Raw genomic sequence first — 24,310 nt, forward strand, 5'->3', positions numbered from 1 at the left:
TCCATGTCCAGCCGCCTGTCCATCCTGATCGCCGAGGACAGCGCGGCGGACCGCATGCTGCTGTCCACCATCGTCAGCCGCCAGGGACACCGGGTGCTGACCGCGGGCAATGGCCTGGAGGCCGTCGCCCTGTTCGAGCAGGAGCATCCGCAGCTGGTGCTGATGGACGCCCTGATGCCGGTGATGGATGGCTTCGAGGCGGCCTGGCGGATCAAGCAGGCGGCCGGCGAGGCGCTGGTGCCGGTCATCTTCCTCACTTCGCTGACCGAGAACGAGGCGCTGGTGCGCTGCCTGGAGGTCGGCGACGACTTCCTGGCCAAGCCCTACAACCCGATCATCCTGGAAGCCAAGATCCGCGCCATGGACCGGCTGCGCCGCCTGCAGCAGACGGTGCTGAAGCAGCGCGACCTGATCGCCAAGCACAACGAGCATCTGCTCACCGAACAGCGCGTGGCCAAGGCGGTGTTCGACAAGGTGGCGCACTCAGGCTGCCTCAGCGCGCCCAACATCCGCTACCTACAGTCGCCCTTCGCCCTGTTCAACGGTGACCTGCTGCTGGCCGCCTTCAAGCCGTCCGGTGGCATGCACGTGCTGCTCGGCGACTTCACCGGCCACGGCTTGCCGGCCGCCATCGGCGCCATGCCGCTGGCGGAAGTCTTCTACGGCATGACCGCCAAGGGTTTCTCCATGGCGGAAATCCTGCGCGAGATGAACGCCAAGCTGAAGCGCATCCTGCCGGTGGGCGTGTTCTGCTGCGCCACCATGCTCAACCTCAGCTTCCAGCGCCGGGTGGTGGAGGTGTGGAACGGCGGCCTGCCGGATGGCCACCTGCTGCACGTCGCCAGCGGCGAACGGGTGCCGCTGGTGTCGCGCCACCTGCCGCTGGGCGTGCTCGAGCCGGGCGCGTTCAACGATGTCTACGAGGTGCATCCGCTGCAGCCGGGGGATCGCATCTTCCTGCTCTCGGACGGCGTGCTGGAGACCCGCGATGCCAGCGGGCAGCTGTTCGGCGAGGATCGGTTGCTGCAGGTGTTCGCCGCCGAGCACTCGCCGGAGTGCCTGTTCGAGAATATCCAGGCGGCCCTGGCCGCCTTCCGGGGCGAGGCTCAGGACGACGTCAGCATGATCGAGCTGAGCATGGTCGAGGACGGCGCCCTGAGCCGGCCGCCGCTGTCCTTCTCCGACAGCGGCCAGAGCAGCGCGCTGGACTGGTCGGTCTCCTTCGAGTTCCGCGCCGAGGCACTCAAACGCTTCAATCCCCTGCCGTTCCTGCTGCAACTGCTGATGGAAGTGCGTGGCCTGCGGGCCAGGGGTGGCGCGCTGTACGCGGTGATGGCCGAACTGTATTCCAATGCCCTGGAGCACGGTGTGCTGGGGCTTGACTCCACCCTGAAGTCCGACGCCCAGGGCTTTGCCCGCTACTACTCCGAGCGCGGTCAGCGCTTGCAGACGTTGCAGGACGGATTCGTGAAATTCGAGCTGGAGCTGTTGCCGGAGGAGGGCGGCGGCTGCCTGCGTATCCGCGTGCAGGACAGCGGCAAGGGCTTCGACGTGGCCGGCGTGCTGGCCCGGCAGGACGATTGTGTCAGCCTCAGCGGCCGCGGCATGCGCCTGGTGCGCCAGCTCGCCGATCGTTGCGACTGGGCGGCGGATGGCTGCGGCGCCGTCGTGGAGTTTCGCTGGACGGCTCAGGCATAATCGCCGCTTCCCGGCCAAGGAGTGAGCAGGTGTCCGATTCCCATCTCGATCAGAGCGTGCTGGCGTCCCTTCTGGACGTCATGGGGGAGGAGTATCCCGTGCTGCTGGACACCTTCCTGGCCGATTCCGAGGAACGCCAGCGGCACATCCACGAGGCCATGGTCGGGGAGGATGCGCAGGCCCTGCGCCTGGCCGCCCACAGCTTCAAGGGCAGCTGCAGCAACATGGGCGCGCCGTTGCTGGCTGGGCTGTGCAAGCAGCTGGAAGAGGCCGCCCGGCGCGAGCGCCTGGACGAGGTGCCGGACTTGGTCGAGCAGATCGGCCGCGAGTTCGCCATCGTCCGCATCCTGCTCAAGTCAGAGCGCCAGCGGTATCGCTGAGCGGAGTTGGAGACAGCGCATCGGGTGGATATACGCCGTCATCTCCGCGAAGGCGGAGATCCAGGGGCGCAGTGTTTCGGCCCGCACATGGATTCCCGCCTGCGCGGGAATGACGGGGGCCTACCTTCTGTGCGTAGAAGGCTTTCACCCAAGGTTATCGAGTGAAGCCGCAGCCTTACGCACCTCGCGCTCGTCATCCCCGCGAAGGCGGGGACCTAGGGGCGCGGTGTTTCGACCCGCACATGGATTCCCGCCTTCGCGGGAATGACGGGGGTTCTACCTTCTGTGTGTAGAAGGCGTTCACCAGGGTTATCGAGTGGAGCTGCGGCTGTACGCACTTCGATGTCCGTCGTCCCCGCGAAGGCGGGGACCCAGGGGCGCAGTGTTTCGACCCGCACATGGATTCCCGCCTTCGCGGGAATGACGGGGAGCTACCTTCTGGGTGTAGAAGGCCTTCACCAGGGTTATCGAGTGGAGCTGCGGCTGTACGTACCTCGACGCCCGTCGTCCCCGCGAAGGCGGGGACCCAGGGGCGCGGTGTCTCGACCCGAACATGGATTCCCGCCTTCGCGGGAATGACGGGACTTCCTGCCTTTCTTGCCCGGACGAAGTTTCATCCGATTGCCGGCGCTCGGGCAAAGTTGGCCCGGCCCTTGCTCTCTCCCCGATACGATCCATCCCTAACGGAGAGTATCCATGTCCGTTGCACCCGATTTCCTTCTCCAGTCCGCGCCCGAGGTGCGGCCGAAGGCAGCCGCCGCGAAGGCGCCCGCCACCGGTCCGGAACCCAGGAACAAAGACGCTTCCAGCTTCGCCGACGTCTACGCCCGGGAGCGTCAGGCGAAGGTGGCGGAGCGCAAGGAGGCCGCCGCCAAGGCCTCCGAGCAGCGCTCGGCCGATGCCAAGCCGGCCGGCGAGTCGAAGGCCGAGGCTGCCGCCGGGCAGCCGGCCGTTGCCGAAAGCGGCAATGCCTTGCCGGAGGAAGAGGTGGTCGAGAGCGGCGAGGACGTCATCGATCCGCTGCTGCTGATGGGCATGACCGGGCAATTGCCGGCGGCCGAGACCGAAGACCCCGCGCTGGGCGTAGAGGTCGAGGCGCCGGTCGAGGAGGTCGATCCGCTGCTGCAGCAGGCCCCCGTGGTCGTCAGCGCGGCGCCGGCGGCCCTGACCGAGGCGAACCATGATCCCGAACTGGACATGCTCAACAGTCTGCCCGGGGTCAAGCTGGCCCTGGAGATCGGCGCGCAGGGCCAGGCCGCGGCCCAGCAGCAGCTGAGCCCGGGAGCGGTGGCGGCGGAACGCTCGGCCAGCCCCGGCCAGGGCTTTGCTAATGCTTTGGCTGCCCTTTCCGGCGATGCCATGCCCAGCGAGGAAACGCCGTCGGAAGGACTGGAGGCCGATCTGTTCGGCGAGGGAACGGACAAGCCGCTGCCGAATCTGCGCGAGGGCCAGGCCGAGGTCCGCGCCGAGAACTTCGCCAGCCGGCTCAGCGCGCTGAGCCAGGCCATCAACCAGCAGACCAACGTCCAGCAGCGCCTGCCGCTGGTGCCGGGGCAGCCGCTACAGATGAACCACGCAGGCATGAGCGAGGCGGTGGTGGACAAGGTGATGTGGCTGTCCAGCCAGAACCTCAAGTCCGCCGAGATCCAACTCGACCCGGCCGAGCTGGGGCGCCTGGAAGTACGCATCGAGCTGAACAAGGACCAGGCGGCCCAGGTCACCTTCGTCAGCGCCAACGCCAACGTGCGTGACCAGCTGGAAGGCCAGGCCCACCGTCTGCGCGAGCTGTTCGCCCAGCAGGGCATGAACCAGCTCGACGTGAACGTTTCCGACCAGTCGCTGGCCCGTGGCTCCCACGGCGGTGGCGAGGAAGGCCAGCGGCGCTCCGCGGGCCGTGGCCTGGGCGATGCCGGTGGCGACGAGGTGCTGACCGGCGTCAGCGAGATCCGCGGCGGGCAATCGGCCGCCGCGCCGCTCGGGCTGGTGGACTACTACGCCTGACACTCGCTTCGCAGTCCTGCCAGACCTTGCGCCCGGTGGCGATAATCCACCGGGCGCAGTCGTTTTCGGGTGACAGGTGGTCGTCGCCTTGGTATATCGGCTGCCTGTGTCGGGCGGGGCAGGACCGGCTATCTTGTTTACAAGGTGGCATAACACTTGCTCCTAAGCCCTTGAACAGGGACAAAACACTCAAGAGTGACGGATTTCTGGCATGGCAAAGAAACCAGCACCCCAGCCTCCGGCCGCCGATGGCGGCGAAAAGGCCGGCGGCAAGGGCAAGCTCAAACTCATCATCCTGATCGTGGTCGCGCTGCTGCTGGCCATCGGTCTGTCCGTGGGGGCCACCTGGTTTCTGCTCAGCAAGGACAAGAAGGACGACAAGCCGGCCGCCGAGGAGAGCAGCGTCAGCGCGCCGGTCGTGCGCCAGCCGGCGCTGTACGAGAGCATCGCGCCGGCCTTCATCGCCAACTACAAGCACCAGGGCCGGCAGCGCTACATGCAGGTCAGCGTGGCGCTGATGGCGCGCAACCAGGCCGAACTGGACGCCCTCAAGGTACACATGCCGCTGATCCGCAACCGCCTGGTGATGCTGTTCTCCGGCCAGGACTTCGGCACGCTGATGACTCCGGTCGGCAAGGAAATGCTGCGCAACCAGGCCACCGCGGTGGTGCAGGAACTGGCGCAGAAGGAAACCGGTAAAACCGTGGTCGAACAGGTACTGTTCACCAACATCGTGCTGCAATAGCGGGAGCGTTTTCATGGCCGTACAGGATCTGCTGTCACAGGACGAGATCGACGCGCTGCTGCACGGCGTCGACGATGGCCTGGTCGAGACCGAGAGCGATGCCGAGCCCGGCAGCGTCCGCAGCTACGACCTGACCAGCCAGGACCGCATCGTCCGCGGGCGCATGCCGACCCTGGAGATGATCAACGAGCGCTTCGCCCGCTACACCCGCATCAGCATGTTCAACCTGTTGCGCCGCTCCGCCGACGTGGCCGTGGGTGGCGTGCAGGTGATGAAGTTCGGCGAATACGTGCATTCGCTCTACGTGCCGACCAGCCTCAACCTGGTGAAGATGAAGCCGCTGCGCGGCACCGCGCTGTTTATCCTGGACGCCAAGCTGGTGTTCAAGCTGGTGGACAACTTCTTCGGCGGCGACGGCCGCCACGCCAAGATCGAGGGCCGCGAGTTCACTCCGACCGAGCTGCGCGTGGTGCGGATGGTGATCGACCAGGCCTTCGTCGACCTCCGCGAGGCCTGGCATGCGGTGCTGGACGTCAACTTCGAGTACATCAACTCCGAGGTGAACCCGGCGCTGGCCAACATCGTCAGTCCCAGCGAGGTGGTGGTGGTGTCCACCTTCCACATCGAGCTGGACGGCGGCGGCGGCGACCTGCACATCACCATGCCCTATTCGATGATCGAGCCGATCCGCGAGATGCTCGACGCCGGCTTCCAGTCCGACGTGGACGACCAGGACGAGCGCTGGATCAAGGCCCTGCGCGAGGACATCCTCGACGTCAACGTGCCGCTGGGCGCCACCCTGGCCCATCGCCAGCTGAAGCTGCGCGACATTCTGCACATGCAGCCCGGCGACGTGATCCCGGTGGAGCTGCCCGAACAGATGATCATGCGCGCCAACGGCGTGCCGGCCTTCAAGGTCAAGCTGGGCGCCCACAAGGGCAACCTGGCCCTGCAGGTTCTCGAACCCGTGGAGCGCATGCGCTGAGGCGCGTGTGCTTCCCATAGACCAGATGGATAGCCAGCCGAGGTAGAGCGATGGCAGACGAAAACGAAGGCACCAGCCCCGAGGAGCAGGCCCTGGCCGACGAGTGGGCCGCGGCTCTCGCCGAGGCCGGCGATGACGCCGGGCAGGCGGACATCGACGCGCTGATGAGCCAGGGTGGTGGCGCCGCGGCTCCGGCCGCGCCGCGCATGGCGATGGAGGAATTCGGCGCGTCGCCCAAGCCCGGCAATGGCCCGGTGGCCCTGGAAGGGCCGAACCTGGACGTGATCCTCGACATCCCGGTGTCCATCTCCATGGAAGTGGGCAGCACCGAAATCTCCATCCGCAACCTGCTGCAGCTCAACCAGGGCTCGGTGGTGGAACTGGATCGGCTGGCCGGCGAGCCACTGGACGTGCTGGTCAACGGCACCCTGATCGCCCATGGCGAAGTGGTGGTGGTCAACGAGAAGTTCGGCATCCGCCTGACCGATGTGATCAGCCCCAGCGAACGCATCAAGAAGCTGCGCTGAGGCCATGATGCGCGGACTCTGCAGCTTCCTCCTGCTGGCCCCGCTGACGGCGCTGGCCGCCGAGCCGGCATCCCGGGCGGCAACCACGCCCATGGCCGGCAGCGACGTGGGTGGCCAGCTGATGCAACTGGTGCTCGGCCTGCTGCTGGTGATCGGCCTTATCTTCGCCCTGGCCTGGGTGATGCGCCGCGTGCAGCAGATCGGCCCGCGCGGCAGCCAGGCGATCCGGTTGGTGGCCAGCCAGGCACTGGGCCCGCGCGACCGGCTGCTGCTGGTGCAGGTCGGCGGCGAACAGATCCTGCTGGGCATCAGCGCCGGCCGCATCACGCCGCTGCACGTGCTCAAGGAGCCGGTACAGACGGGCGAAAGCGAACCGGCCACCCCCGAGTTCGCCCAGCGGCTGATGGAGCTGCTCGGCAAGGATCAGAAGGACCATAAGGACAACTCATGAGCGCCTGGCGCATTCTGCTGAGCCTGCTGCTGGTCGTGGCCTCGCCGCTGGCGTTCGGCGCCGACAATCCGCTGTCGATCCCGGCCATCACCCTGAGCACCGACGCCGCGGGGCAGCAGGAGTATTCGGTCAGCCTGCAGATCCTGCTGATCATGACGGCGCTGAGCTTCATCCCGGCGTTCGTCATGCTGATGACCAGCTTCACCCGGATCATCATCGTCTTCTCCATCCTGCGTCAGGCCCTCGGCCTGCAGCAGACGCCGTCGAACCAGATCCTGATCGGCCTGGCGCTGTTCCTGACCATGTTCATCATGGCCCCGGTGTTCGACCAGATTAACCGCGAGGCGCTGCAGCCCTATCTCAACGAGCAGCTCCCCGCCCAGGAGGCCATCGCCAAGGCCGAGGTGCCGATCAAGGCCTTCATGCTGGCGCAGACCCGCGCGTCCGATCTCGAACTGTTCGTGCGCCTGTCCAAGCGCACCGACATCGCCAGCCCGGAGGCGGCGCCGCTGACCATCCTGATCCCGGCGTTCGTCACCTCCGAGCTGAAGACCGCGTTCCAGATAGGCTTCATGATCTTCATCCCGTTCCTGATCATCGACATGGTGGTGGCGAGCATCCTCATGGCGATGGGTATGATGATGCTGTCACCGCTGATCATTTCCCTGCCGTTCAAGATCATGCTGTTCGTGCTGGTGGATGGCTGGGCATTGATCATGGGCACACTGGCCGGCAGTTTCGGCACGTTATAGAGGGCGAGCAGATGACCCCGGAAATCGCCGTCGACCTGTTCCGCGAGGCGCTCTGGCTGACGGCCATGATCGTTGGCCTCATGGTGTTGCCGAGCCTGCTGGTGGGCCTGCTGGTGGCCATGTTTCAGGCGGCCACGCAGATCAACGAACAGACCCTGAGCTTCATCCCGCGCCTGCTGGTGATGCTGCTTACCCTCATGTGGGCCGGTCCCTGGCTGGTGCGCGAGCTGATGGAGTACACCCAGACGCTGGTGCACAACATTCCGCTGTTGATCGGCTGATGCTCGAGCTGAGCAACGCGCAGATCGGCGGCTGGGTGGGCCAGTTCCTGCTCCCGCTGTTCCGCATCGCCTCCATGCTGATGGTGATGCCGGTGATCGGCACCCAACTGGTGCCGATCCGCGTGCGCCTCTACCTGTCCCTGGCCATCTGCCTGGCGCTGGCGCCGAACCTGCCGCCGATGCCGCAGGTCGACGCGGTCAGCCTGCAGGCCATGCTGCTGATCGGCGAGCAGGTGCTGATCGGGGTGATGCTGGGCTTCGTCCTGCAGCTGTACTTCCACCTGTTCATCGTCGCCGGGCAGATCATCGCGATGCAGATGGGCCTGGGCTTCGCCTCCATGGTCGACCCGACCAACGGCGTGTCGGTGCCGGTGCTCGGCCAGTTCCTGCTGATGCTGGTGACGCTGCTGTTCCTGGCGATGAACGGCCATCTGGTGGTGTTCGAGGTGCTGGCCGAGAGCTTCGTCACCCTGCCGGTGGGCGAGGGGCTGATGGCGGACCATTACTGGACGCTGGCCGGCAAGCTGAGCTGGGTGATCGCCGCCGGCCTGTTGCTGGCCCTGCCGGTGATCACCGCCTTGCTGATCGTCAACCTGTCCTTCGGCGTGATGACCCGTGCCGCGCCGCAGCTCAATATCTTCTCCATCGGCTTTCCGCTGACCCTGGTGCTCGGCCTGTTCATCTTCTGGGTCGGCCTTTCGGACTTCCTCGCGCACTTCCAGACGCTGACCAGCGAGGCCCTTCTACAACTGCGCGAACTGGCGCGCATTCGCTGAGGAGGCTCCGCCATGGCCGAGAGCGAAAGCGGCGCCGACAAGAGCGAGGAACCCACCAGCAAGCGCCTGGAAGAGGCGCGCAAGAAGGGCCAGATCGCCCGTTCCAAGGAGCTCAACACCTTCGCGGTCACGTTCGCCGGGGCGGCGGCGCTGCTGATTTTCGGCGCCCAGATGGGGCATGCGATGCTGGGAATGATGCGTGGCAACTTCTCCCTGCCGCGCGAGGTGCTGCAAGACGAAGGCGCCATGGCCCGCTACCTGCTGGCCACCGGCATGGAGGCGTTGCTGGCCCTGCAGCCGTTCCTCACCGTGCTGCTGGTCGCCTCCATCATCGGCCCGATCGCCCTCGGTGGCTGGCTGTTCTCCAGCGAAGCGCTGATGCCCAAGTTCAGCCGGATGAATCCGCTGGAGGGGCTCAAGCGCATGTTCTCCGCCAAGGCGCTGGTGGAGCTGCTCAAGGCCCTGGCCAAGTTCGTGGTGATCCTGCTGGTGGCCCTGGCGGTGCTGAACTCCGACCGCGAAGACCTGCAGGCCATCGCCAACGAGTCGGTCGAGTCGGCGATCCTGCACGCCATGCAGGTGGCCGGCTGGAGCCTGCTGTGGCTGGCCTGCGGGCTGATCCTGATCGCCGCGGTGGACGTGCCGTTCCAGCTCTGGGACAGCAAGCAGAAGCTGAAGATGACCAAGCAGGAGGTCAAGGACGAGTACAAGGACAGTGAGGGCAAGCCCGAGGTCAAGTCGAAGATTCGCCAGTTGCAGCGGCAGATGGCCGAGCGGCGGATGATGCAGCAGGTGCCCGAGGCCGACGTGGTCATCACCAACCCGACCCACTTCGCCGTGGCGCTGAAATACGACCCGGCCAAGGGCACCGCGCCGATGCTGCTGGCCAAGGGCGGCGATTTCCTGGCGCTGAAGATTCGCGAGATCGCCCAGGAGAACAGCATCACGCTGCTGGAGTCGCCCGCCCTGGCGCGGGCCGTGTACTACTCCACCGAAGTGGATCAGGAGATTCCCGCCGGCCTGTACCTGGCCGTGGCCCAGGTGCTGGCCTACGTGTATCAGCTCAGGCAATTCCGCTCCGGCAAGGGCAAGCGCCCCGGTCCGCTGCCGGACCTGCCGATTCCGCCGGACCTGCGCCGCGACGAATAGTGTCGCCGACCCGCCGCCCGAGGGACGGCAGGCCGGCGAGGCGCTGGCCTCAGCGGATCACGCCACAGGCCACGCGAACGCCGCCGCCGCCCAGCGGCATGGGGTGGTCGGCATGGTTGTCGCCGCCGGCGTGGACCATCAGTGCGCGGCCCTTGAGATCGTCCAGGCTCTTCAGGCGCGGCGCCAGCACCGGCTGCTCGGCCTTGCCATGGGCATCGACGTAGAGCGGCGGCAGGTCGCCACGGTGGGCGTTGTCCTCCCAGGGCGCGCCGTGGCGGCTGGTGCCGTCCGGGTCCCAGTGGCCGCCGGCGGCTTCCGCGGGAGAGGGCTTGCCGTCCTTGAGGCCTGCCTCGCAACTGGCGTTCATGTGCACATGGAAGCCATGCAGGCCGGGCGTGAGGCCTGACAGGGCAGGGGTGAACACCAGGCCGTAGGGGGTCTGTTCGACGCTGACCGTGCCGACCTCCTTGCCGACCTCCTTGCCGACGCCATTGGCGTCCACCGCGTCGAGCTGCACGCTCAGCGGCGCGGCCTGGGCGGTGCCATAGAGGCCGAGCAGGGCGGCGGCGATGACCATCTTCTTCATTGTGTTTCTCCTTGGGTGATGAACGGGGTCTTGGTCGACCTGTGACTGTAGCCCGCTTCGGTGGTTTCCTGCGAATGGGAACTGTTTCAGCGAGTTGGCAAAGCTGGCCGACTTCTTGCTCTGACTCCAGCACGACACATATCGCGTCAAAAGATTGAATTGGCTGGGGTAAGCAAGTGGCAGTGGATCGCGCTCAACTGATCGGCAACATGCGCAGCAATCTCGCAGGGCTGGGGCATGGCAACCTCGGCGTGCCGGTGCTGGTACTGGTGCTGCTGGCGATGATGACGCTGCCCATGCCGGCGTTCCTGCTGGACGTGTTCTTCACCTTCAACATCGCCCTGTCGATCGTGGTCCTGCTGGTCAGCGTGTACGCGCTGCGGCCGCTGGACTTCGCCGTGTTCCCGACCATTCTGCTGGTCGCCACGCTGCTGCGCCTGGCGCTGAACATCGCCTCGACCCGGGTGGTGCTGCTGCACGGCCAGGAAGGCCACGACGCCGCCGGCAAGGTGATCCAGGCCTTCGGCGAGGTGGTGATCGGCGGCAACTACGTGGTCGGTGTGGTGGTGTTCGCCATCCTCATGATCATCAACTTCGTGGTGGTCACCAAGGGTGCCGGCCGTATCTCCGAGGTCAGCGCGCGCTTCACCCTGGACGCCATGCCCGGCAAGCAGATGGCCATCGACGCCGACCTCAACTCCGGCCTGATCGACCAGGACACCGCCAAGCTGCGGCGCAGCGAGGTGGCCCAGGAGGCCGACTTCTACGGCTCGATGGACGGTGCCAGCAAGTTCGTGCGCGGCGACGCGGTCGCCGGCCTGCTGATCATGTTCGTCACCCTGCTCGGCGGCATGGGCATCGGCATGCTGCAGCACGGCCTGTCGTTCAACGAGGCGAGCAAGATCTACGCGTTGCTGGTGATCGGTGACGGTCTGGTGGCGCAGATCCCGTCGCTGCTGCTGTCTACCGCCGCGGCGATCATGGTGACCCGCGTGTCTTCCTCCGAGGACATGGGCCAGCAGGTCAACCGGCAGATGTTCGCCTCGCCCAAGGCGCTGGCCGTGGCTGCCCTCATCATTGCGGTGATGGGGCTGGTGCCCGGCATGCCGCACGTGCCGTTCCTCGGCTTGGCGCTGCTGGCGGCCGGCGGCGCCTTCCTGATCTGGCGCAGCAAGCAGCAGAAGGTCAAGGCCGAGGCCGAGGCGGTCAAGCGCCAGCAGGAGCTGCTGCCGGCGCAGAAGGCCCAGGAGGTCAAGGAACTGGGCTGGGACGACGTCACCCCGGTGGACATGGTCGGCCTGGAAGTGGGCTACCGCCTGATCCCGCTGGTCGACCGCAACCAGGGTGGCCAGCTGCTGGCGCGGATCAAGGGCGTGCGCAAGAAGCTGTCCCAGGAGATGGGCTTCCTGATGCCGTCGGTACATATCCGCGACAACCTCGACCTGCTGCCCAACGCCTATCGCCTGACCCTGATGGGCGTCAGCGTGGCCGAGGCGGAGGTCTACCCGGAGCGCGAACTGGCGATCAACCCGGGCCAGGTGTTCGGCACCCTCAACGGCATCGCCGCCAAGGATCCGGCGTTCGGCCTGGAAGCCGTGTGGATCGACCCCGCCCAGCGCGACCAGGCCCAGTCGCTCGGCTACACCGTGGTGGACGCCAGCACGGTGGTCGCTACCCACCTGAACCAGGTCCTGCACAAGCACGCCCACGAGCTGCTCGGCCACGAGGAAGTCCAGCAACTGCTGCAGCTGCTGGCCAAGAGCTCGCCCAAGCTGGCGGAGGAACTGGTGCCGGGCATGGTCTCGCTGTCGACCCTGCTCAAGGTGCTGCAGATCCTGCTGCAGGAACAGGTGCCGGTACGCGACATCCGCAGCATCGCCGAGGCCATCTCCAACGTCGCCGGCAAGAGTCAAGATCCCGCCGCGATGGTGGCGGCGGTGCGCGTCGCACTTTCCCGTGCAATCGTGCAAAGCATTGTGGGACTAGAGCCGGAGCTGCCCGTGATCACTCTGGAACCCAGGTTGGAACAGTTATTGCTGAATAGCCTGCAGAAGGCCGGTCAGGGCTCCGAGGATGGCATCCTCCTCGAGCCCGGCATGGCGGAGAAGCTGCAACGCTCCCTGGTGGAAGCGGCGCAGCGCCAGGAGATGCTCGGCAAGCCGGTGATCCTGCTGGTGGCCGGTCCGGTCCGGGCGATGCTGTCGCGATTCGCGCGGCTCGCCGTACCGAACATGCACGTACTGGCCTACCAGGAAATACCGGACAACAAGCAGGTCACGATCGTCGCCACGGTCGGCCAGAACTGAGGGTTCTAAGCCATGCAAGTCAAACGCTTCTTCGCCGCCGACATGCGTACCGCCATGAAACTGGTACGCGACGAACTGGGCGCCGATGCCTCGATCATCGGCAATCGCCGCGTGGCCGGCGGCGTGGAGCTGACCGCGGCGCTGGACTACCAGCCGGCCGCGCCGTCCCGCCAGCCCAATCCGGCGCTGGAGGCCGAGCTGCGCAAGACCCAGGCGAAGATCGCCAACGCCCAGGCCGAACTGGCCGTCCGTGCCGTGGCCGACGAGCGCAAGGACCGCCAGTTGTTCGCCAACGAATCGCTGGTCGCGCCCGAACTGCCGGCCACCGCGGTCAAGATGCAGCGTCCGATTGCCGGCGAGCAGCCCGAACCCAGGCCGTCCGCCGCCGCGGTCGACCAGCGCGCCCTCGACGCCATGCGCTTCGAGCTGCACGGCCTGCGCGAACTGATCGAAGTGCAGCTGGGCTCCATCGCCTGGGGCCAGTTGCAGAACCGCAAGCCGCAGCAGGCCAACCTGTGGCGCCGCCTGCAGCGCATGGGCCTGTCCGCCGAGCTGTCCAGGGCGCTGCTGGAGCGCGTGGCCAAGGTCGCCGACCCGCGCCAGGCCTGGCGCATGCTGCTGGCCCACCTGGCCCACGCGATCAAGACGCCCGAAGTCGAGCCGCTGGAGGAGGGCGGGGTGATCGCCCTGGTCGGCCCGGCCGGCATGGGCAAGACCACCACGCTGGCCAAGATGGCCGCGCGCTACGTGCTGAAATACGGTCCGCAGAGCATCGCCTTGGTCAGCATGGACTGCTTCCGCATCGGTGCCCAGGAGCAGATCAAGACCCTCGGCCGCATCCTCAACGTGCCGGTGACCCAGGTCGACCCCGGCCAGTCCCTGGTGCAGGCCCTGGCGCCGCTGGCGCGCAAGAAGGTGATCCTGATCGACACCGCCGGCCTGCCGGGCAACGACCCGGCCCTGCGTCTGCAACTGGAGAGTCTGGCTGCCCGCGGGGTCAAATCGAAGAACTATCTGGTGCTGGCCGCCACCAGCCAGGCCCAGGTGCTCAAGGCCGCGTACCATAGCTACAAGCAGTGCGGCCTGGCCGGGTGCATCCTGAGCAAGGTGGACGAGGCGGCCAGCCTGGGTGAGGTTCTGGGGCTGGCTATCAGCCAGCATCTACCGGTAGCCTATCTGGCAGATGGGCCGAAGATTCCGGATGATCTGCAGGTGCCGCGCAGCCACCAGCTGGTGAGCCGTGCCGTGAGCATGCAGACTGCGGAGGACCCGAGCGAGGAAGCCATGGCCGACATGTTCGCCGGCCTGTATCAGCATCCCGCGCGTCGCGCGGGCTAGCAGGCGGCGGTGTACAAGGCGTTCTAAGGTGTAGGAAAGGGTCGGTGTAGTTGCCCGACCAGCCCAGTCCAGGCAAGAAGGTAAGAGAAGAACATGGGTAGTATGCATCCCGTACAGGTGATCGCAGTCACAGGCGGCAAGGGCGGCGTCGGCAAGACCAACGTGTCGGTGAATCTGTCGCTGGCGCTGGCCGACCTCGGCCGCCGGGTGATGCTGATGGACGCCGACCTGGGCCTGGCCAACGTCGACGTGCTGCTGGGCCTGACCCCCAAGCGCACGCTGGCCGACGTGATCGCCGGCGAGTGCGATCTGAAGGACGTGCTGATCCAGGGCCCCGGCGGCGTTCGCATCGTGCCGGCCGCCTCCGGCACCCAGAGCATGGTGCAGCTGTCGCCGGTGCAGCACGCCGGCCTGATCCAGGCCTTCAGCGACATCAGCGATAACCTCGATGTGCTGGTGATCGACACCGCTGCCGGCATCGGCGACGGCGTAGTCAGCTTCGTTCGCGCGGCCCAGGAAGTGATCGTGGTGGTCTGCGACGAGCCGACCTCGATCACCGACGCCTACGCGCTGATCAAGCTGCTCAACCGCGACTACGGCATGAGCCGCTTCCGCGTGCTGGCCAACATGGCCCACAGCCCGCAGGAAGGTCGCAATCTGTTTGCTAAGCTGACCAAGGTAACCGACCGTTTTCTTGATGTGGCCTTGCAGTACGTCGGCGCCGTCCCCTACGACGAGTCCGTACGCAAGGCTGTGCAGAAGCAGCGCGCGGTATACGAAGCCTTCCCGCGCTCGAAATGCGCACTGGCGTTCAAGGCGATCGCCCAGAAAGTCGACACGTGGCCGCTCCCGGCCAACCCGCGCGGCCATCTGGAGTTCTTCGTCGAGCGTCTGGTGCAGCAACCGATCGCGGGTACGGCCGTATGACAGCAGCCAGTGGACTTCGAATGTACAACAAGGCGCAGGCGCAGGACTCCCAGCATCAACTGATCGAGCGCTACGCGCCATTGGTCAAGCGTATCGCCTACCATCTGCTGGCGCGTCTTCCCGCCAGCGTGCAGGTGGACGACCTGATGCAGGCCGGCATGATCGGCCTGCTCGAAGCGTCGAAGAAATACGACGGCAGCAAGGGCGCCAGCTTCGAGACCTATGCCGGCATCCGCATCCGCGGCGCCATGCTCGACGAGGTGCGCAAGGGCGACTGGGCGCCGCGTTCCGTCCACCGCAACACGCGGATGGTCAGCGACGCCATCCGCACCATCGAGGCCCGCACCGGAAGAGACGCTAAAGATCAAGAGGTTGCGGCCGAACTCCAATTGAGTCTCGAAGATTACTACGGCATTCTTGGCGACACTCTGGGCAGCCGTCTGTTCAGCTTCGACGACCTGGTGCAGGACGGCGAGCAGGGCGGGTTGCACGAAGACGTCTCCGGCAGCCATGGCGGTCCGCTGCATGGCCTGGAAGACGAGCGCTTCCAGGCGGCCCTGGCCGATGCCATCGCCAACCTGCCGGAGCGCGAGCGCCTGGTGTTGTCGCTCTACTACGACGAAGAACTGAATTTGAAGGAAATCGGTGAGGTCCTGGGGGTCAGCGAATCCCGGGTCAGCCAGTTGCACAGCCAGTGCGCCGCGCGTCTGCGCGCCAGGCTGAGCGAGTGGCGGGCGAGCTGACGGCCGGCCGGTTTCATGATTTGCGACGCAACCGGGCCGCCGGGGCGTTTAGGACTGTACGGAGGTCGACTTGGACAAGAACATGAAAATCCTCATCGTTGACGATTTTTCGACGATGCGACGGATCATCAAGAACCTCCTGCGCGATCTGGGGTTCACCAACACGGCCGAAGCCGACGATGGCAACACGGCGCTGCCGATGCTGCAGAGCGGCAGCTTCGACTTCCTGGTGACCGACTGGAACATGCCCGGCATGACCGGCATCGACCTGCTGCGCGCGGTGCGCGCCGACGAGCGACTGAAGACCCTGCCGGTGCTGATGGTGACTGCCGAAGCCAAGCGCGAGCAGATCATCGAGGCCGCCCAGGCCGGTGTTAACGGCTATGTGGTCAAGCCGTTCACCGCCCAGGTGCTGAAGGAGAAGATCGAGAAGATCTTCGAACGCGTTAACGGCTGATGTCCGCCGCGGGGGCACTATGGCAAACGATGAATCCTCCCTGGGCGAACTCGAGTCGACCCTGAAGGCACATGCTACCCAGCTGGTCGAAAGCCTTGAGAAAGGCCGCTTCGGCGAAGCTGTGCATCTGATCCACGAACTGAGCCAGGCACGCGATCGCGGCCTGTATCAGGAAGTCGGCAAGCTCACCCGTGAGCTGCACAACGCGATCGTCAATTTCCAGCTCGACCCGTGCAATCCGCATGCCCAGGAAATCTCGCAGATATCGGACGCCACCGAGCGGCTGTCCTACGTCGTGCAGATGACCGAGAAGGCGGCCAACCGCACCATGGACCTGGTGGAGCAGAGCGCCCCGCTGGTCAACGACCTGGGCGACGAGGCCAAGGCCCTGTCCGGTGACTGGAGCAAGTTCATGCGTCGGGAAATGAGCGCCGACGCCTTCCGCGACCTGGCCAAGCGCATCGAGCTGTTCCTCGCCCGCAGCGAGCGCGACAGCCAGAAACTGTCCGGCCAGCTCAACGACATCCTGCTGGCGCAGGACTACCAGGATCTCACCGGCCAGGTGATCAAGCGCGTGACCCAACTGGTCACCGAGGTGGAAGGCAACCTGCTGAAGCTGGTGCTGATGGCCAGCCACGTGGACCGCTTCGCCGGCATCCAGCACGACATGGACGAGCTGCGCGCCGAGCAGGAAAAACAAAAAGAGCCTTCCAAGGGTGAAGGTCCGCAGATTCATGCCGATAAGCGTGATGACATCGCTGCCAGCCAGGATGATGTCGACGACCTGCTATCCAGCCTTGGATTTTAAGAGCTCTAACAGAGCCTTTGGAGCGCACCGATGAGCTTCGACGCCGATGAAGAAATCCTCCAGGACTTTCTGGTAGAGGCCGGCGAGATTCTTGAACAACTGTCCGAGCAACTGGTCGAGCTGGAAAGCCGACCGGATGACATGGACCTGCTCAATGCCATTTTCCGTGGCTTCCACACCGTCAAGGGGGGAGCCGGCTTTCTCCAGCTCAACGAACTGGTCGAGTGCTGCCATATCGCGGAGAACGTGTTCGACATCCTGCGCAAGGGTGAGCGCCGTGTCAGCGCGGAGCTGATGGACGTGGTGCTGCAGGCGCTGGATGCGGTCAACGAAATGTTCGGCCAGGTGCGCGAGCGTGCCGAGCCTACCCCGGCCTCTCCCGAACTGCTGGCGGCGCTGGCTCGTCTGGCCGAGCCGGAGAGGGCCGAGGAGCAGAGCGCCGCCGTCGAGCCGGAGCCGGAGCCCGAAGCGGAGCCGGAAACCGCTGCCGCCACCGGCGATATCACCGACAGCGAGTTCGAGCAGCTGCTGCAATCCATCGGCGACCAGCCCCAGCCGGTCATCGCCGAAGCCCCGGCACCGGCCGCGGGTGGTGACGAGATCACCGACGACGAATTCGAGGCACTGCTGGACCAGCTGCATGGCAAGGGCAAGTTCGCCAGCGCTGCCGAGCAGCCGGTCGCGGCGCCCGTGGCCGCTCCCGCGCCGGCCGCGGGCGGCGATGAGATCACCGACGACGAGTTCGAGGCGCTGCTGGACCAACTGCACGGCAAGGGCAAGTTTTCCGGCCCGGCCGAAGAGCCTGTCGCTGCGCCGCAGCCTGCTGCAGCCGCTCCCGCGCCGGCGGGCGGTGGCGACGATATCACCGACGACGAATTCGAGGCGCTGCTGGATCAGCTGCATGGCAAGGGCAAGTTCTCCGCTGCCGAGCAGCCTGCGCCCGCGGCGCCTGTGGCCAAGCCCGTGCAAGCGGCTCCTCCGCCCAAGCAGCCCGAGCCGAAGAAGCCCGAGCCCGCCAAACCTGCTGCTCCCAAGCCTGCCGCCGCCAAGCCCGAGCCGGCCAAGGCCGCGGCTCCTGCTGCCGCGCCGGCCGCCGCCGCGGGTGCCAGCGAGACGGAAACCACGGTGCGGGTCGATACCGCGCGCCTGGACGAGATCATGAACATGGTCGGCGAACTCGTGCTGGTGCGTAACCGCCTGGTGCGCCTGGGCCTGAACAGCGGCGACGAGGCCATGGCCAAGGCCGTGTCCAACCTGGACGTGGTCACCGCGGACCTGCAGACCTCGGTCATGAAGACCCGCATGCAGCCGATCAAGAAGGTCTTCGGCCGCTTCCCGCGTCTGGTCCGCGATCTGGCGCGCAACCTGAAGAAGGAAATCAACCTGGAGCTGGTCGGCGAAGAAACCGACCTCGACAAGAACCTGGTCGAGGCGCTGGCCGACCCGCTGGTCCACCTGGTGCGCAACGCCGTCGACCACGGTGTCGAGACGCCCGAGGAGCGCGAGGCCGCCGGCAAGCCGCGCACCGGGCGCGTGGTGCTCTCCGCGGAGCAGGAGGGCGACCACATCCTGCTGATGATCACCGACGACGGCAAGGGCATGGACGCCAACGTCCTGCGCGCCAAGGCGGTGGAGAAGGGCCTGCTGGACAAGGACGCCGCCGACCGGCTCACCGACCTGGAGTGCTACAACCTGATCTTCGCCCCGGGCTTCTCGACCAAGACCGAGATTTCCGACGTGTCCGGCCGCGGCGTCGGCATGGACGTGGTGAAGACCAAGATTTCCCAGCTCAACGGCACGGTCAACGTGTTCTCGCAGAAGGGCCAGGGCTCGAAGATCGTCATCAAGGTGCCGCTGACCCTGGCGATCATGCCGACCCTGATGGTGATGCTGGGCAACCAGGCCTTCGCCTTCCCGCTGGTCAACGTCAACGAGATCTTCCACCTCGACCTGTCGCGCACCAACGTGGTGGACGGCCAGGAAGTGGTGATCGTCCGCGACAAGGCCCTGCCGCTGTTCTACCTCAAGCGCTGGCTGGTTCGCGGCGCGTCCGGCGACGAGCAGCGCGAGGGCCATGTGGTGATCCTCACCGTGGGCAGTCAGCGGATCGGCTTCGTGGTCGACCAGTTGGTGGGCCAGGAAGAGGTGGTGATCAAGCCGCTCGGCAAGATGCTGCAGGGCACGCCGGGCATGTCCGGCGCTACCATTACCGGTGACGGGCGCATCGCCCTGATCCTCGACGTACCTAGCATGCTCAAGCGCTACGCGCGTCGCATCTGATCGCATGCGGCTGGCGGGACCAGTCGCTCTGGAGTGTTTATGGCAGTCAAGGTCCTGGTGGTGGACGATTCCGGCTTCTTCCGCCGCAGGGTCTCGGAGATTCTTTCCGCCGACCCCGATATCCAGGTGGTCGGAACCGCCACCAACGGTCGCGAGGCCATCGATCAGGCCCTGGCGCTGAAGCCGGACGTGATCACCATGGACTACGAGATGCCGATGATGGACGGCATCACCGCGGTGCGTAACATCATGCAGCGCTGCCCGACGCCGGTCCTGATGTTCTCCTCGCTGACCCACGAAGGCGCCCGGGTCACCCTCGACGCGCTGGACGCCGGCGCGGTCGACTACCTGCCGAAGAACTTCGAGGACATCTCGCGCAACCCGGACAAGGTCAAGACCATGCTGTGCGAGAAGGTTCACACCATCGCCCGCAGCAACCGCCGCTACAGCACCTTCAGCCCATCGACTTCCAGCCCTTCGGCGAGCCATGCGCCGAGCCCGACCGGCGCGCGCCCGGCGGCGACCACGCCGCTGGCCAGCCGACCCTCGGCCGCGCCGGCACCCCAGGCGCCGAGTGCAAGCGCAGCGGCACCGAAGCGCAAGTCGTACAAGCTGGTCGCCATCGGCACCTCCACCGGCGGCCCGGTGGCCCTGCAGCGGGTACTCACCCAGCTCCCCGCCGGTTTTCCGGCGCCGATCGTACTGATCCAGCACATGCCGGCGGCCTTCACCAAGGCCTTCGCCGATCGCCTGGACAAGCTGTGCCGGATCACCGTCAAGGAGGCCGAGGACGGCGACCTGCTGCGCCCCGGACTGGCGCTGCTGGCGCCCGGCGGCAAGCAGATGATGGTCGACTCGCGCGGTGCGGTGAAGATCCTGCCCGGCGATGAGCGCCTCAACTACAAGCCTTGCGTCGACATCACCTTCGGCTCGGCGGCCAAGTCGTTCAACGACAAGGTCCTGGCGGTGGTGCTCACCGGCATGGGCGCTGACGGCCGCGAGGGCGCACGGCTGCTCAAGCAGAGCGGCAGCCAGGTGTGGGCGCAGGACGAGGCGAGCTGCGTGATCTATGGCATGCCCATGGCGGTGGTGAAGGCCAACCTGGCTGACGCCGTGTATGGCCTGGACGAGATCGGCCGGCACCTGGCCGAGGCCTGCATCTGATGGATGTACTCACCCTCGTCGGCGTCATCCTGGCCTTCGTCGCCATCATCGGCGGCAACTACCTCGAGGGTGGCCACATTGGCGCGCTGCTCAACGGGCCGGCGGCGCTGATCGTGATCGGCGGTACGCTGGGCGCGGCCTTCATCCAGACACCGATGAGCGTGTTCAAGCGGGCCCTGAGCACCCTGAGGTGGATCGCCTTTCCTCCCCGCATCGATCTGGCCGGCGGCATCACCCGCGTCGTCAGCTGGAGCATGACCGCGCGCAAGGAAGGCCTGCTCGGCCTCGAACCGGTGGCCGACAGCGAGCCGGACCCCTACGCGCGCAAGGGCCTGCAGCTGCTGGTCGATGGCGTCGAGCCGGAAGCCATCCGCAGTATCCTCGAAGTCGATCTGTATACCCAGGAGGCTCGCGACATCCAGGCGGCCAAGGTATTCGAGAGCATGGGCGGCTATGCGCCGACCATCGGCATCATCGGCGCGGTGATGGGCCTCATCCATGTGATGGGCAACCTCGCCGACCCCAGCAAGCTGGGCAGCGGCATCGCCGTGGCCTTCGTCGCCACCATCTATGGCGTGGCCTTCGCCAACCTGCTGCTGCTGCCGGTGGGCAACAAGCTCAAGGCCGTCGCCGCTCGCCAGTCGTGCTACCGGGAGATGCTGCTGGAAGGCATCCTGTCCATCGCCGAAGGCGAGAACCCGCGTTCCATCGAATTGAAGCTGCAGGGCTTCATGGACTGAGCCATGGCCCGGCGGCGCAATCACGAAGAGCATGAGAATCACGAACGCTGGCTGGTGTCCTACGCGGACTTCATCACCCTGCTGTTCGCCTTCTTCGTGGTGATGTATTCGATCTCCTCGATCAACGAGGGCAAGTACAAGGTCCTGTCGGAAAGCCTGGTCGGCGTGTTCAGCGAGCCGGAGAGGGCGATCAAGCCGATTCCCATCGGCGAGGAGAAGCCCCGCACCACCGAGCCTGATCGCTCGGTGATCGAGGACAATCCGAACAGCACCACCTCCAGCGACGATTCCGCCATCGATCCGCTGACCCAGATCGCCAGCAGCATGCGCGAGGCCTTCGGCGACCTGATCGCCTCCGAGCAGCTGACCGTGCGCGGCAACGAGCTGTGGGTGGAGATCGAACTGAATTCCAGCCTGCTGTTTCCCAGCGGCGATGCGGTGCCCAACGATACGGCCTTCGAGCTGATCGAGAAGGTCGCGAGGATCCTGGCGCCGTATGAAAACCCGATTCACGTCGAGGGCTTCACCGACAACCTGCCGATCGCCACGGCCCAGTATCCCAGCAACTGGGAACTTTCCGCGGCGCGGGCGGCCAGCATAGTGCGGATGCTGTCCATGGACGGCGTCAATCCCGGGCGCCTGGCGGCGGTGGGGTATGGCGAGTTCCAGCCGGTGGCCGACAACGCCACCGCCGAGGGGCGCTCGCGCAACCGCCGGGTGGTACTGGTGGTTTCGCGCAACCTCGATGTGCGTCGTAGCGTCAGTGGCGTGGGCAGCGGCAACGCCAAGCCGGACGACGCACTGAGGCGGGCTGGCACACAATCTGCACCACCGGCTCCAGAGGTGGCGCCACAGAGCGGTCCCGCCAATTTTTCGACGCCGGCGCCGTGAGGCACCGGCCAGTTCTCGGCAAGGTCCCGACAATGCCGGGAGGACGACGAGCATGAAAGTCTGGGCAGTAGCCAATCAGAAAGGTGGGGTCGGCAAGACCACCACATCCATCGCCCTGGCAGGCCTGCTGGCCGAGGCCGGCAAGCGCGTGGTGGTGGTCGACCTCGATCCGCACGGGTCGATGACCAGCTATTTCGGCCACGATCCGGATACCCTTGAACACAGCAACTTCGACCTGTTCCTGCACCAGGGCAACGTGCCCCAGGGCCTGCCGGCCAGCCTGCTGCTGCCGACCAGCCACGAGCGCATCGCGCTGCTGCCGTCGAGTACCGCCCTGGCCACCCTGGAGCGCCAGTCTCCGGGCCAGAACGGCCTGGGCCTGGTGATCGCCAAAAGCCTGGCGCAGCTCTGGGACACATTCGATCACGCCGTCATCGACAGCCCGCCGCTGCTCGGCGTGCTGATGGTCAATGCCCTGGCCGCCAGCCAGCAGCTGGTGATCCCGGTGCAGACCGAGTTCCTGGCGGTGAAGGGGCTCGAACGCATGGTCAGCACCCTCAACATGGTCAACCGTTCGCGCAAGCAGCCGTTGCCCTACACCATCGTGCCGACGCTGTTCGACCGCCGCACCCAGGCCTCCCTGAGCACCCTGCGGGTGTTGCGCAACACCTATCCCGAACACCTGTGGCAGGCCTACGTGCCGGTGGACACCCGCCTGCGCGATGCCAGCCGGGCGGGGCTGACGCCTTCCCAGTTCGACGGCAACAGCCGTGGCGTGATCGCCTACCGCGCCCTGCTCAAACACCTGCTGGCGGGGCAGCCGGCCTCTCAGGTAGCCTGATGCAAACGCGCGGGCCGACCAGCCGGGTTCAAGTCTCCGGCCACCCCTGCCGATAGGCTGTACAGACACTTTCGTGGACCATCCTATGAGCCGTACCGCCAGCACCGCCACCCGTCCTCAGCAGGCCTTGCAGTCCTACCTGGATGCACTGCTGCAGGAGGCGGCTGTCGAACTGGAGCAGAGCGTCAGCCTCGACGAATTCGAGGCCGCCGTGCTCGAGGAGCAGGTGCGCGATGCCCGTCGGGAAGAAGCCCGGCCGGTGCTGGCCCGCCCGCTGGCCCTGGCGGAACCCGGGCCGCAGGTGCTGCCGACCATCGAATTGCGCATGCCCGAGGTGATCGCCGAGCCGCTGGTGGAGGCCCCGGCCGAGATCAGGATCGAGATCGCCGAGCCGGAGATCGAGGTGCAACCGGTGCCCGAAGTGGCGCCCGCCGCCGCGCCGAGCTTCGACGGCCGGCCGAGCTGGAGCGAGGAACCCTTCGAGTGCCTGTTGTTCGATGTGGCCGGCCTGACCCTGGCGGTGCCGCTGGTCTGCCTGGGCACCATCCACCCCCTGGCGGGAACCGAGCTGACGCCACTGTTTGGCCAGCCGGACTGGTTTCTCGGTATCCTGCCGGGCCAGGCCGGCAACCTGAAGGTGCTGGACACCGCCCGCTGGGTGATGCCCGAGCGTTACCGCGAAGACTTCCGCGAAGGGCTGCAGTACGTGATCTCCGTGCAGGGCTACGAATGGGGCCTGGCCGTGCATCAGGTCAGCCGCTCGATCCGCCTGGACCCGAGCGAGATCAAATGGCGCAGCCAGCGCTCGCAGCGCCCCTGGCTGGCCGGTACCGTGATCGAACACATGTGCGCGCTGCTGGACGTCTCGGCCCTGGCCGAGCTGATCGCCAGCGGCGCGACGCGCAAGGGCCAGGCCCGCGCGCATTGAATGCAACGCCCTCGTCCGTACGGGGCTCTATAGTTAACGACAAGCGGGCTCACCCGCGAACTTGAGGCTAGGGACATGAAGAAATCGTCAGCGCAAGGTTCCGAAGATCCGATTCTGCAATGGGTGACCTTCCGCCTGGATAACGAGACCTACGGCATCAATGTGATGCAGGTGCAGGAGGTGTTGCGCTACACCGAGATCGCTCCGGTGCCGGGGGCCCCGGCCTACGTGCTGGGCATCATCAACCTGCGCGGCAACGTGGTGACCGTGATCGATACCCGCCAGCGCTTCGGCCTGTCCTCGGCGCCGGTGACCGACAACACCCGTATCGTCATCATCGAGGCCGACAAGCAGGTGGTCGGCATCCTGGTCGACAGCGTCGCCGAGGTGGTCTACCTGCGCCAGTCCGAGGTCGAGACCGCGCCGAATGTCGGCAACGACGAGTCGGCCAAGTTCATCCAGGGCGTGTGCAACAAGAACGGCGAGCTGCTCATCCTGGTCGAGCTGGACAAGATGATGAGCGAGGAAGAGTGGTCCGAGCTGGAGAGCATCTGAT

At 66.2% G+C, this 24,310-nt stretch carries 25 protein-coding genes; 24 read left to right on the top strand and 1 reads right to left on the bottom strand.

Annotated elements, in window-relative coordinates:
- The first annotated feature begins 3 nt into the window (after positions 1–3).
- From N5D30_RS02695 to flhB, 11 genes are all read left to right on the top strand, one after another.
- A complete protein-coding gene (locus N5D30_RS02695; protein ID WP_279907547.1) occupies positions 4–1,698 on the top strand; it encodes a fused response regulator/phosphatase in 1,695 nt (564 codons plus the stop codon).
- Positions 1,699–1,727: 29 nt separating this feature from the next.
- Positions 1,728–2,078 (top strand): Hpt domain-containing protein, encoded by a 351-nt coding sequence (locus N5D30_RS02700; protein ID WP_279902246.1) that lies wholly within the window; start codon positions 1,728–1,730, stop codon positions 2,076–2,078.
- Positions 2,079–2,774: 696 nt separating this feature from the next.
- On the top strand, positions 2,775–4,079 hold the full coding sequence (locus tag N5D30_RS02705; RefSeq protein WP_279907548.1) for a flagellar hook-length control protein FliK: 1,305 nt from the start codon (positions 2,775–2,777) through the stop codon (positions 4,077–4,079).
- Between the two features lie 211 nt (positions 4,080–4,290).
- Positions 4,291–4,824, top strand: coding sequence for a flagellar basal body-associated protein FliL (gene fliL, locus N5D30_RS02710; protein ID WP_279907549.1), 534 nt, complete (start codon positions 4,291–4,293; stop codon positions 4,822–4,824).
- 13 nt (positions 4,825–4,837) lie between these two features.
- Positions 4,838–5,809 carry a flagellar motor switch protein FliM gene (gene fliM / locus N5D30_RS02715; protein WP_220813397.1) on the top strand — a complete coding sequence of 324 codons (972 nt, stop codon included), beginning with the start codon at positions 4,838–4,840 and terminating at the stop codon, positions 5,807–5,809.
- 50 nt (positions 5,810–5,859) lie between these two features.
- On the top strand, positions 5,860–6,336 hold the full coding sequence (fliN, locus tag N5D30_RS02720; RefSeq protein WP_220813396.1) for a flagellar motor switch protein FliN: 477 nt from the start codon (positions 5,860–5,862) through the stop codon (positions 6,334–6,336).
- A gap of 7 nt (positions 6,337–6,343) precedes the next feature.
- On the top strand, positions 6,344–6,787 hold the full coding sequence (fliO, locus tag N5D30_RS02725; RefSeq protein ID WP_279902313.1) for a flagellar biosynthetic protein FliO: 444 nt from the start codon (positions 6,344–6,346) through the stop codon (positions 6,785–6,787).
- Entirely contained in the window at positions 6,784–7,539 is a 756-nt protein-coding gene (fliP, locus tag N5D30_RS02730; protein ID WP_279902243.1) for a flagellar type III secretion system pore protein FliP, read from the top strand. The genes fliO and fliP overlap by 4 nt, the downstream gene beginning before the upstream one ends.
- 11 nt (positions 7,540–7,550) lie before the next feature.
- Positions 7,551–7,820: a flagellar biosynthesis protein FliQ gene (gene fliQ / locus N5D30_RS02735; protein WP_220813393.1), complete on the top strand. Its 270-nt coding sequence runs from the start codon at positions 7,551–7,553 to the stop codon at positions 7,818–7,820.
- Positions 7,820–8,596: a flagellar biosynthetic protein FliR gene (fliR, locus tag N5D30_RS02740; RefSeq protein ID WP_220813392.1), complete on the top strand. Its 777-nt coding sequence runs from the start codon at positions 7,820–7,822 to the stop codon at positions 8,594–8,596. Before fliQ ends, fliR begins: the two co-directional genes overlap by 1 nt.
- A 12-nt stretch (positions 8,597–8,608) precedes the next feature.
- The gene (gene flhB / locus N5D30_RS02745) at positions 8,609–9,745 is read left to right on the top strand and encodes a flagellar biosynthesis protein FlhB (protein WP_279907550.1); all 1,137 of its coding nucleotides are present in this window, start codon (positions 8,609–8,611) and stop codon (positions 9,743–9,745) included.
- Between the two features lie 49 nt (positions 9,746–9,794).
- Here the strand turns inward: flhB and sodC are convergent, their stop codons facing one another.
- Positions 9,795–10,331 carry a superoxide dismutase [Cu-Zn] SodC gene (gene sodC, locus N5D30_RS02750; protein WP_279907551.1) on the bottom strand — a complete coding sequence of 179 codons (537 nt, stop codon included), beginning with the start codon at positions 10,329–10,331 and terminating at the stop codon, positions 9,795–9,797.
- Between the two features lie 182 nt (positions 10,332–10,513).
- Here sodC and flhA point away from each other — a divergent pair, with 182 nt between their 5' ends.
- The 13 genes from flhA to N5D30_RS02815 all read left to right on the top strand — a co-directional run bounded on the left by flhA (position 10,514) and on the right by N5D30_RS02815 (position 24,309).
- Entirely contained in the window at positions 10,514–12,637 is a 2,124-nt protein-coding gene (gene flhA / locus N5D30_RS02755; protein ID WP_220813389.1) for a flagellar biosynthesis protein FlhA, read from the top strand.
- 12 nt (positions 12,638–12,649) lie between these two features.
- Positions 12,650–13,975 (top strand): flagellar biosynthesis protein FlhF, encoded by a 1,326-nt coding sequence (flhF, locus tag N5D30_RS02760; protein WP_279907552.1) that lies wholly within the window; start codon positions 12,650–12,652, stop codon positions 13,973–13,975.
- A gap of 93 nt (positions 13,976–14,068) precedes the next feature.
- The gene (gene fleN / locus N5D30_RS02765; RefSeq protein ID WP_220813387.1) at positions 14,069–14,902 is read left to right on the top strand and encodes a flagellar synthesis regulator FleN; all 834 of its coding nucleotides are present in this window, start codon (positions 14,069–14,071) and stop codon (positions 14,900–14,902) included.
- Complete coding sequence (gene fliA / locus N5D30_RS02770; RefSeq protein ID WP_220813386.1) at positions 14,899–15,645, top strand: RNA polymerase sigma factor FliA; 747 nt, start codon at positions 14,899–14,901, stop codon at positions 15,643–15,645. Before fleN ends, fliA begins: the two co-directional genes overlap by 4 nt.
- Positions 15,646–15,727: 82 nt before the next feature.
- Positions 15,728–16,102: a chemotaxis response regulator CheY gene (locus N5D30_RS02775; RefSeq protein WP_169920072.1), complete on the top strand. Its 375-nt coding sequence runs from the start codon at positions 15,728–15,730 to the stop codon at positions 16,100–16,102.
- A gap of 19 nt (positions 16,103–16,121) precedes the next feature.
- Positions 16,122–16,910 (top strand): protein phosphatase CheZ, encoded by a 789-nt coding sequence (locus N5D30_RS02780; RefSeq protein ID WP_220813385.1) that lies wholly within the window; start codon positions 16,122–16,124, stop codon positions 16,908–16,910.
- Positions 16,911–16,940: 30 nt separating this feature from the next.
- On the top strand, positions 16,941–19,190 hold the full coding sequence (locus tag N5D30_RS02785; RefSeq protein WP_279907553.1) for a chemotaxis protein CheA: 2,250 nt from the start codon (positions 16,941–16,943) through the stop codon (positions 19,188–19,190).
- A 39-nt stretch (positions 19,191–19,229) separates the two neighbouring features.
- The gene (locus N5D30_RS02790; protein WP_279907554.1) at positions 19,230–20,354 is read left to right on the top strand and encodes a chemotaxis response regulator protein-glutamate methylesterase; all 1,125 of its coding nucleotides are present in this window, start codon (positions 19,230–19,232) and stop codon (positions 20,352–20,354) included.
- Positions 20,354–21,094: a flagellar motor protein gene (locus N5D30_RS02795; protein ID WP_220813382.1), complete on the top strand. Its 741-nt coding sequence runs from the start codon at positions 20,354–20,356 to the stop codon at positions 21,092–21,094. The genes N5D30_RS02790 and N5D30_RS02795 overlap by 1 nt, the downstream gene beginning before the upstream one ends.
- A gap of 3 nt (positions 21,095–21,097) precedes the next feature.
- Positions 21,098–21,985 carry a flagellar motor protein MotD gene (motD, locus tag N5D30_RS02800; RefSeq protein WP_220813381.1) on the top strand — a complete coding sequence of 296 codons (888 nt, stop codon included), beginning with the start codon at positions 21,098–21,100 and terminating at the stop codon, positions 21,983–21,985.
- Positions 21,986–22,037: 52 nt separating this feature from the next.
- Complete coding sequence (locus N5D30_RS02805; RefSeq protein WP_279902237.1) at positions 22,038–22,826, top strand: ParA family protein; 789 nt, start codon at positions 22,038–22,040, stop codon at positions 22,824–22,826.
- A gap of 85 nt (positions 22,827–22,911) precedes the next feature.
- Complete coding sequence (locus tag N5D30_RS02810; protein ID WP_220813379.1) at positions 22,912–23,754, top strand: CheW domain-containing protein; 843 nt, start codon at positions 22,912–22,914, stop codon at positions 23,752–23,754.
- 75 nt (positions 23,755–23,829) lie between these two features.
- Complete coding sequence (locus N5D30_RS02815; RefSeq protein ID WP_043310542.1) at positions 23,830–24,309, top strand: chemotaxis protein CheW; 480 nt, start codon at positions 23,830–23,832, stop codon at positions 24,307–24,309.
- The last annotated feature ends 1 nt before the right edge of the window (position 24,310 follow it).

The organism is Pseudomonas sp. GD03875 (genome assembly GCF_029840585.1).
Taxonomy (GTDB): domain Bacteria; phylum Pseudomonadota; class Gammaproteobacteria; order Pseudomonadales; family Pseudomonadaceae; genus Aquipseudomonas; species Aquipseudomonas paralcaligenes.

Excerpts from the sequence above, each read along its gene's own strand:
- N5D30_RS02775 (WP_169920072.1), top strand. The coding sequence starts at position 15,728 with ATGAAAATCCTCATCGTTGACGATTTTTCGACGATGCGACGGATCATC.
- fliQ (WP_220813393.1), top strand. The coding sequence starts at position 7,551 with ATGACCCCGGAAATCGCCGTCGACCTGTTCCGCGAGGCGCTCTGGCTG.
- motD (WP_220813381.1), top strand. The coding sequence starts at position 21,098 with ATGGCCCGGCGGCGCAATCACGAAGAGCATGAGAATCACGAACGCTGG.
- N5D30_RS02805 (WP_279902237.1), top strand. The coding sequence starts at position 22,038 with ATGAAAGTCTGGGCAGTAGCCAATCAGAAAGGTGGGGTCGGCAAGACC.
- N5D30_RS02785 (WP_279907553.1), top strand. The coding sequence starts at position 16,941 with ATGAGCTTCGACGCCGATGAAGAAATCCTCCAGGACTTTCTGGTAGAG.
- N5D30_RS02695 (WP_279907547.1), top strand. The coding sequence starts at position 4 with ATGTCCAGCCGCCTGTCCATCCTGATCGCCGAGGACAGCGCGGCGGAC.
- N5D30_RS02790 (WP_279907554.1), top strand. The coding sequence starts at position 19,230 with ATGGCAGTCAAGGTCCTGGTGGTGGACGATTCCGGCTTCTTCCGCCGC.
- flhB (WP_279907550.1), top strand. The coding sequence starts at position 8,609 with ATGGCCGAGAGCGAAAGCGGCGCCGACAAGAGCGAGGAACCCACCAGC.
- sodC (WP_279907551.1), bottom strand. The coding sequence starts at position 10,331 with ATGAAGAAGATGGTCATCGCCGCCGCCCTGCTCGGCCTCTATGGCACC.
- fleN (WP_220813387.1), top strand. The coding sequence starts at position 14,069 with ATGGGTAGTATGCATCCCGTACAGGTGATCGCAGTCACAGGCGGCAAG.
- N5D30_RS02795 (WP_220813382.1), top strand. The coding sequence starts at position 20,354 with ATGGATGTACTCACCCTCGTCGGCGTCATCCTGGCCTTCGTCGCCATC.
- fliP (WP_279902243.1), top strand. The coding sequence starts at position 6,784 with ATGAGCGCCTGGCGCATTCTGCTGAGCCTGCTGCTGGTCGTGGCCTCG.
- fliN (WP_220813396.1), top strand. The coding sequence starts at position 5,860 with ATGGCAGACGAAAACGAAGGCACCAGCCCCGAGGAGCAGGCCCTGGCC.
- fliR (WP_220813392.1), top strand. The coding sequence starts at position 7,820 with ATGCTCGAGCTGAGCAACGCGCAGATCGGCGGCTGGGTGGGCCAGTTC.
- N5D30_RS02780 (WP_220813385.1), top strand. The coding sequence starts at position 16,122 with ATGGCAAACGATGAATCCTCCCTGGGCGAACTCGAGTCGACCCTGAAG.
- fliM (WP_220813397.1), top strand. The coding sequence starts at position 4,838 with ATGGCCGTACAGGATCTGCTGTCACAGGACGAGATCGACGCGCTGCTG.
- fliO (WP_279902313.1), top strand. The coding sequence starts at position 6,344 with ATGCGCGGACTCTGCAGCTTCCTCCTGCTGGCCCCGCTGACGGCGCTG.
- N5D30_RS02705 (WP_279907548.1), top strand. The coding sequence starts at position 2,775 with ATGTCCGTTGCACCCGATTTCCTTCTCCAGTCCGCGCCCGAGGTGCGG.
- fliA (WP_220813386.1), top strand. The coding sequence starts at position 14,899 with ATGACAGCAGCCAGTGGACTTCGAATGTACAACAAGGCGCAGGCGCAG.
- fliL (WP_279907549.1), top strand. The coding sequence starts at position 4,291 with ATGGCAAAGAAACCAGCACCCCAGCCTCCGGCCGCCGATGGCGGCGAA.
- N5D30_RS02815 (WP_043310542.1), top strand. The coding sequence starts at position 23,830 with ATGAAGAAATCGTCAGCGCAAGGTTCCGAAGATCCGATTCTGCAATGG.
- N5D30_RS02810 (WP_220813379.1), top strand. The coding sequence starts at position 22,912 with ATGAGCCGTACCGCCAGCACCGCCACCCGTCCTCAGCAGGCCTTGCAG.
- flhF (WP_279907552.1), top strand. The coding sequence starts at position 12,650 with ATGCAAGTCAAACGCTTCTTCGCCGCCGACATGCGTACCGCCATGAAA.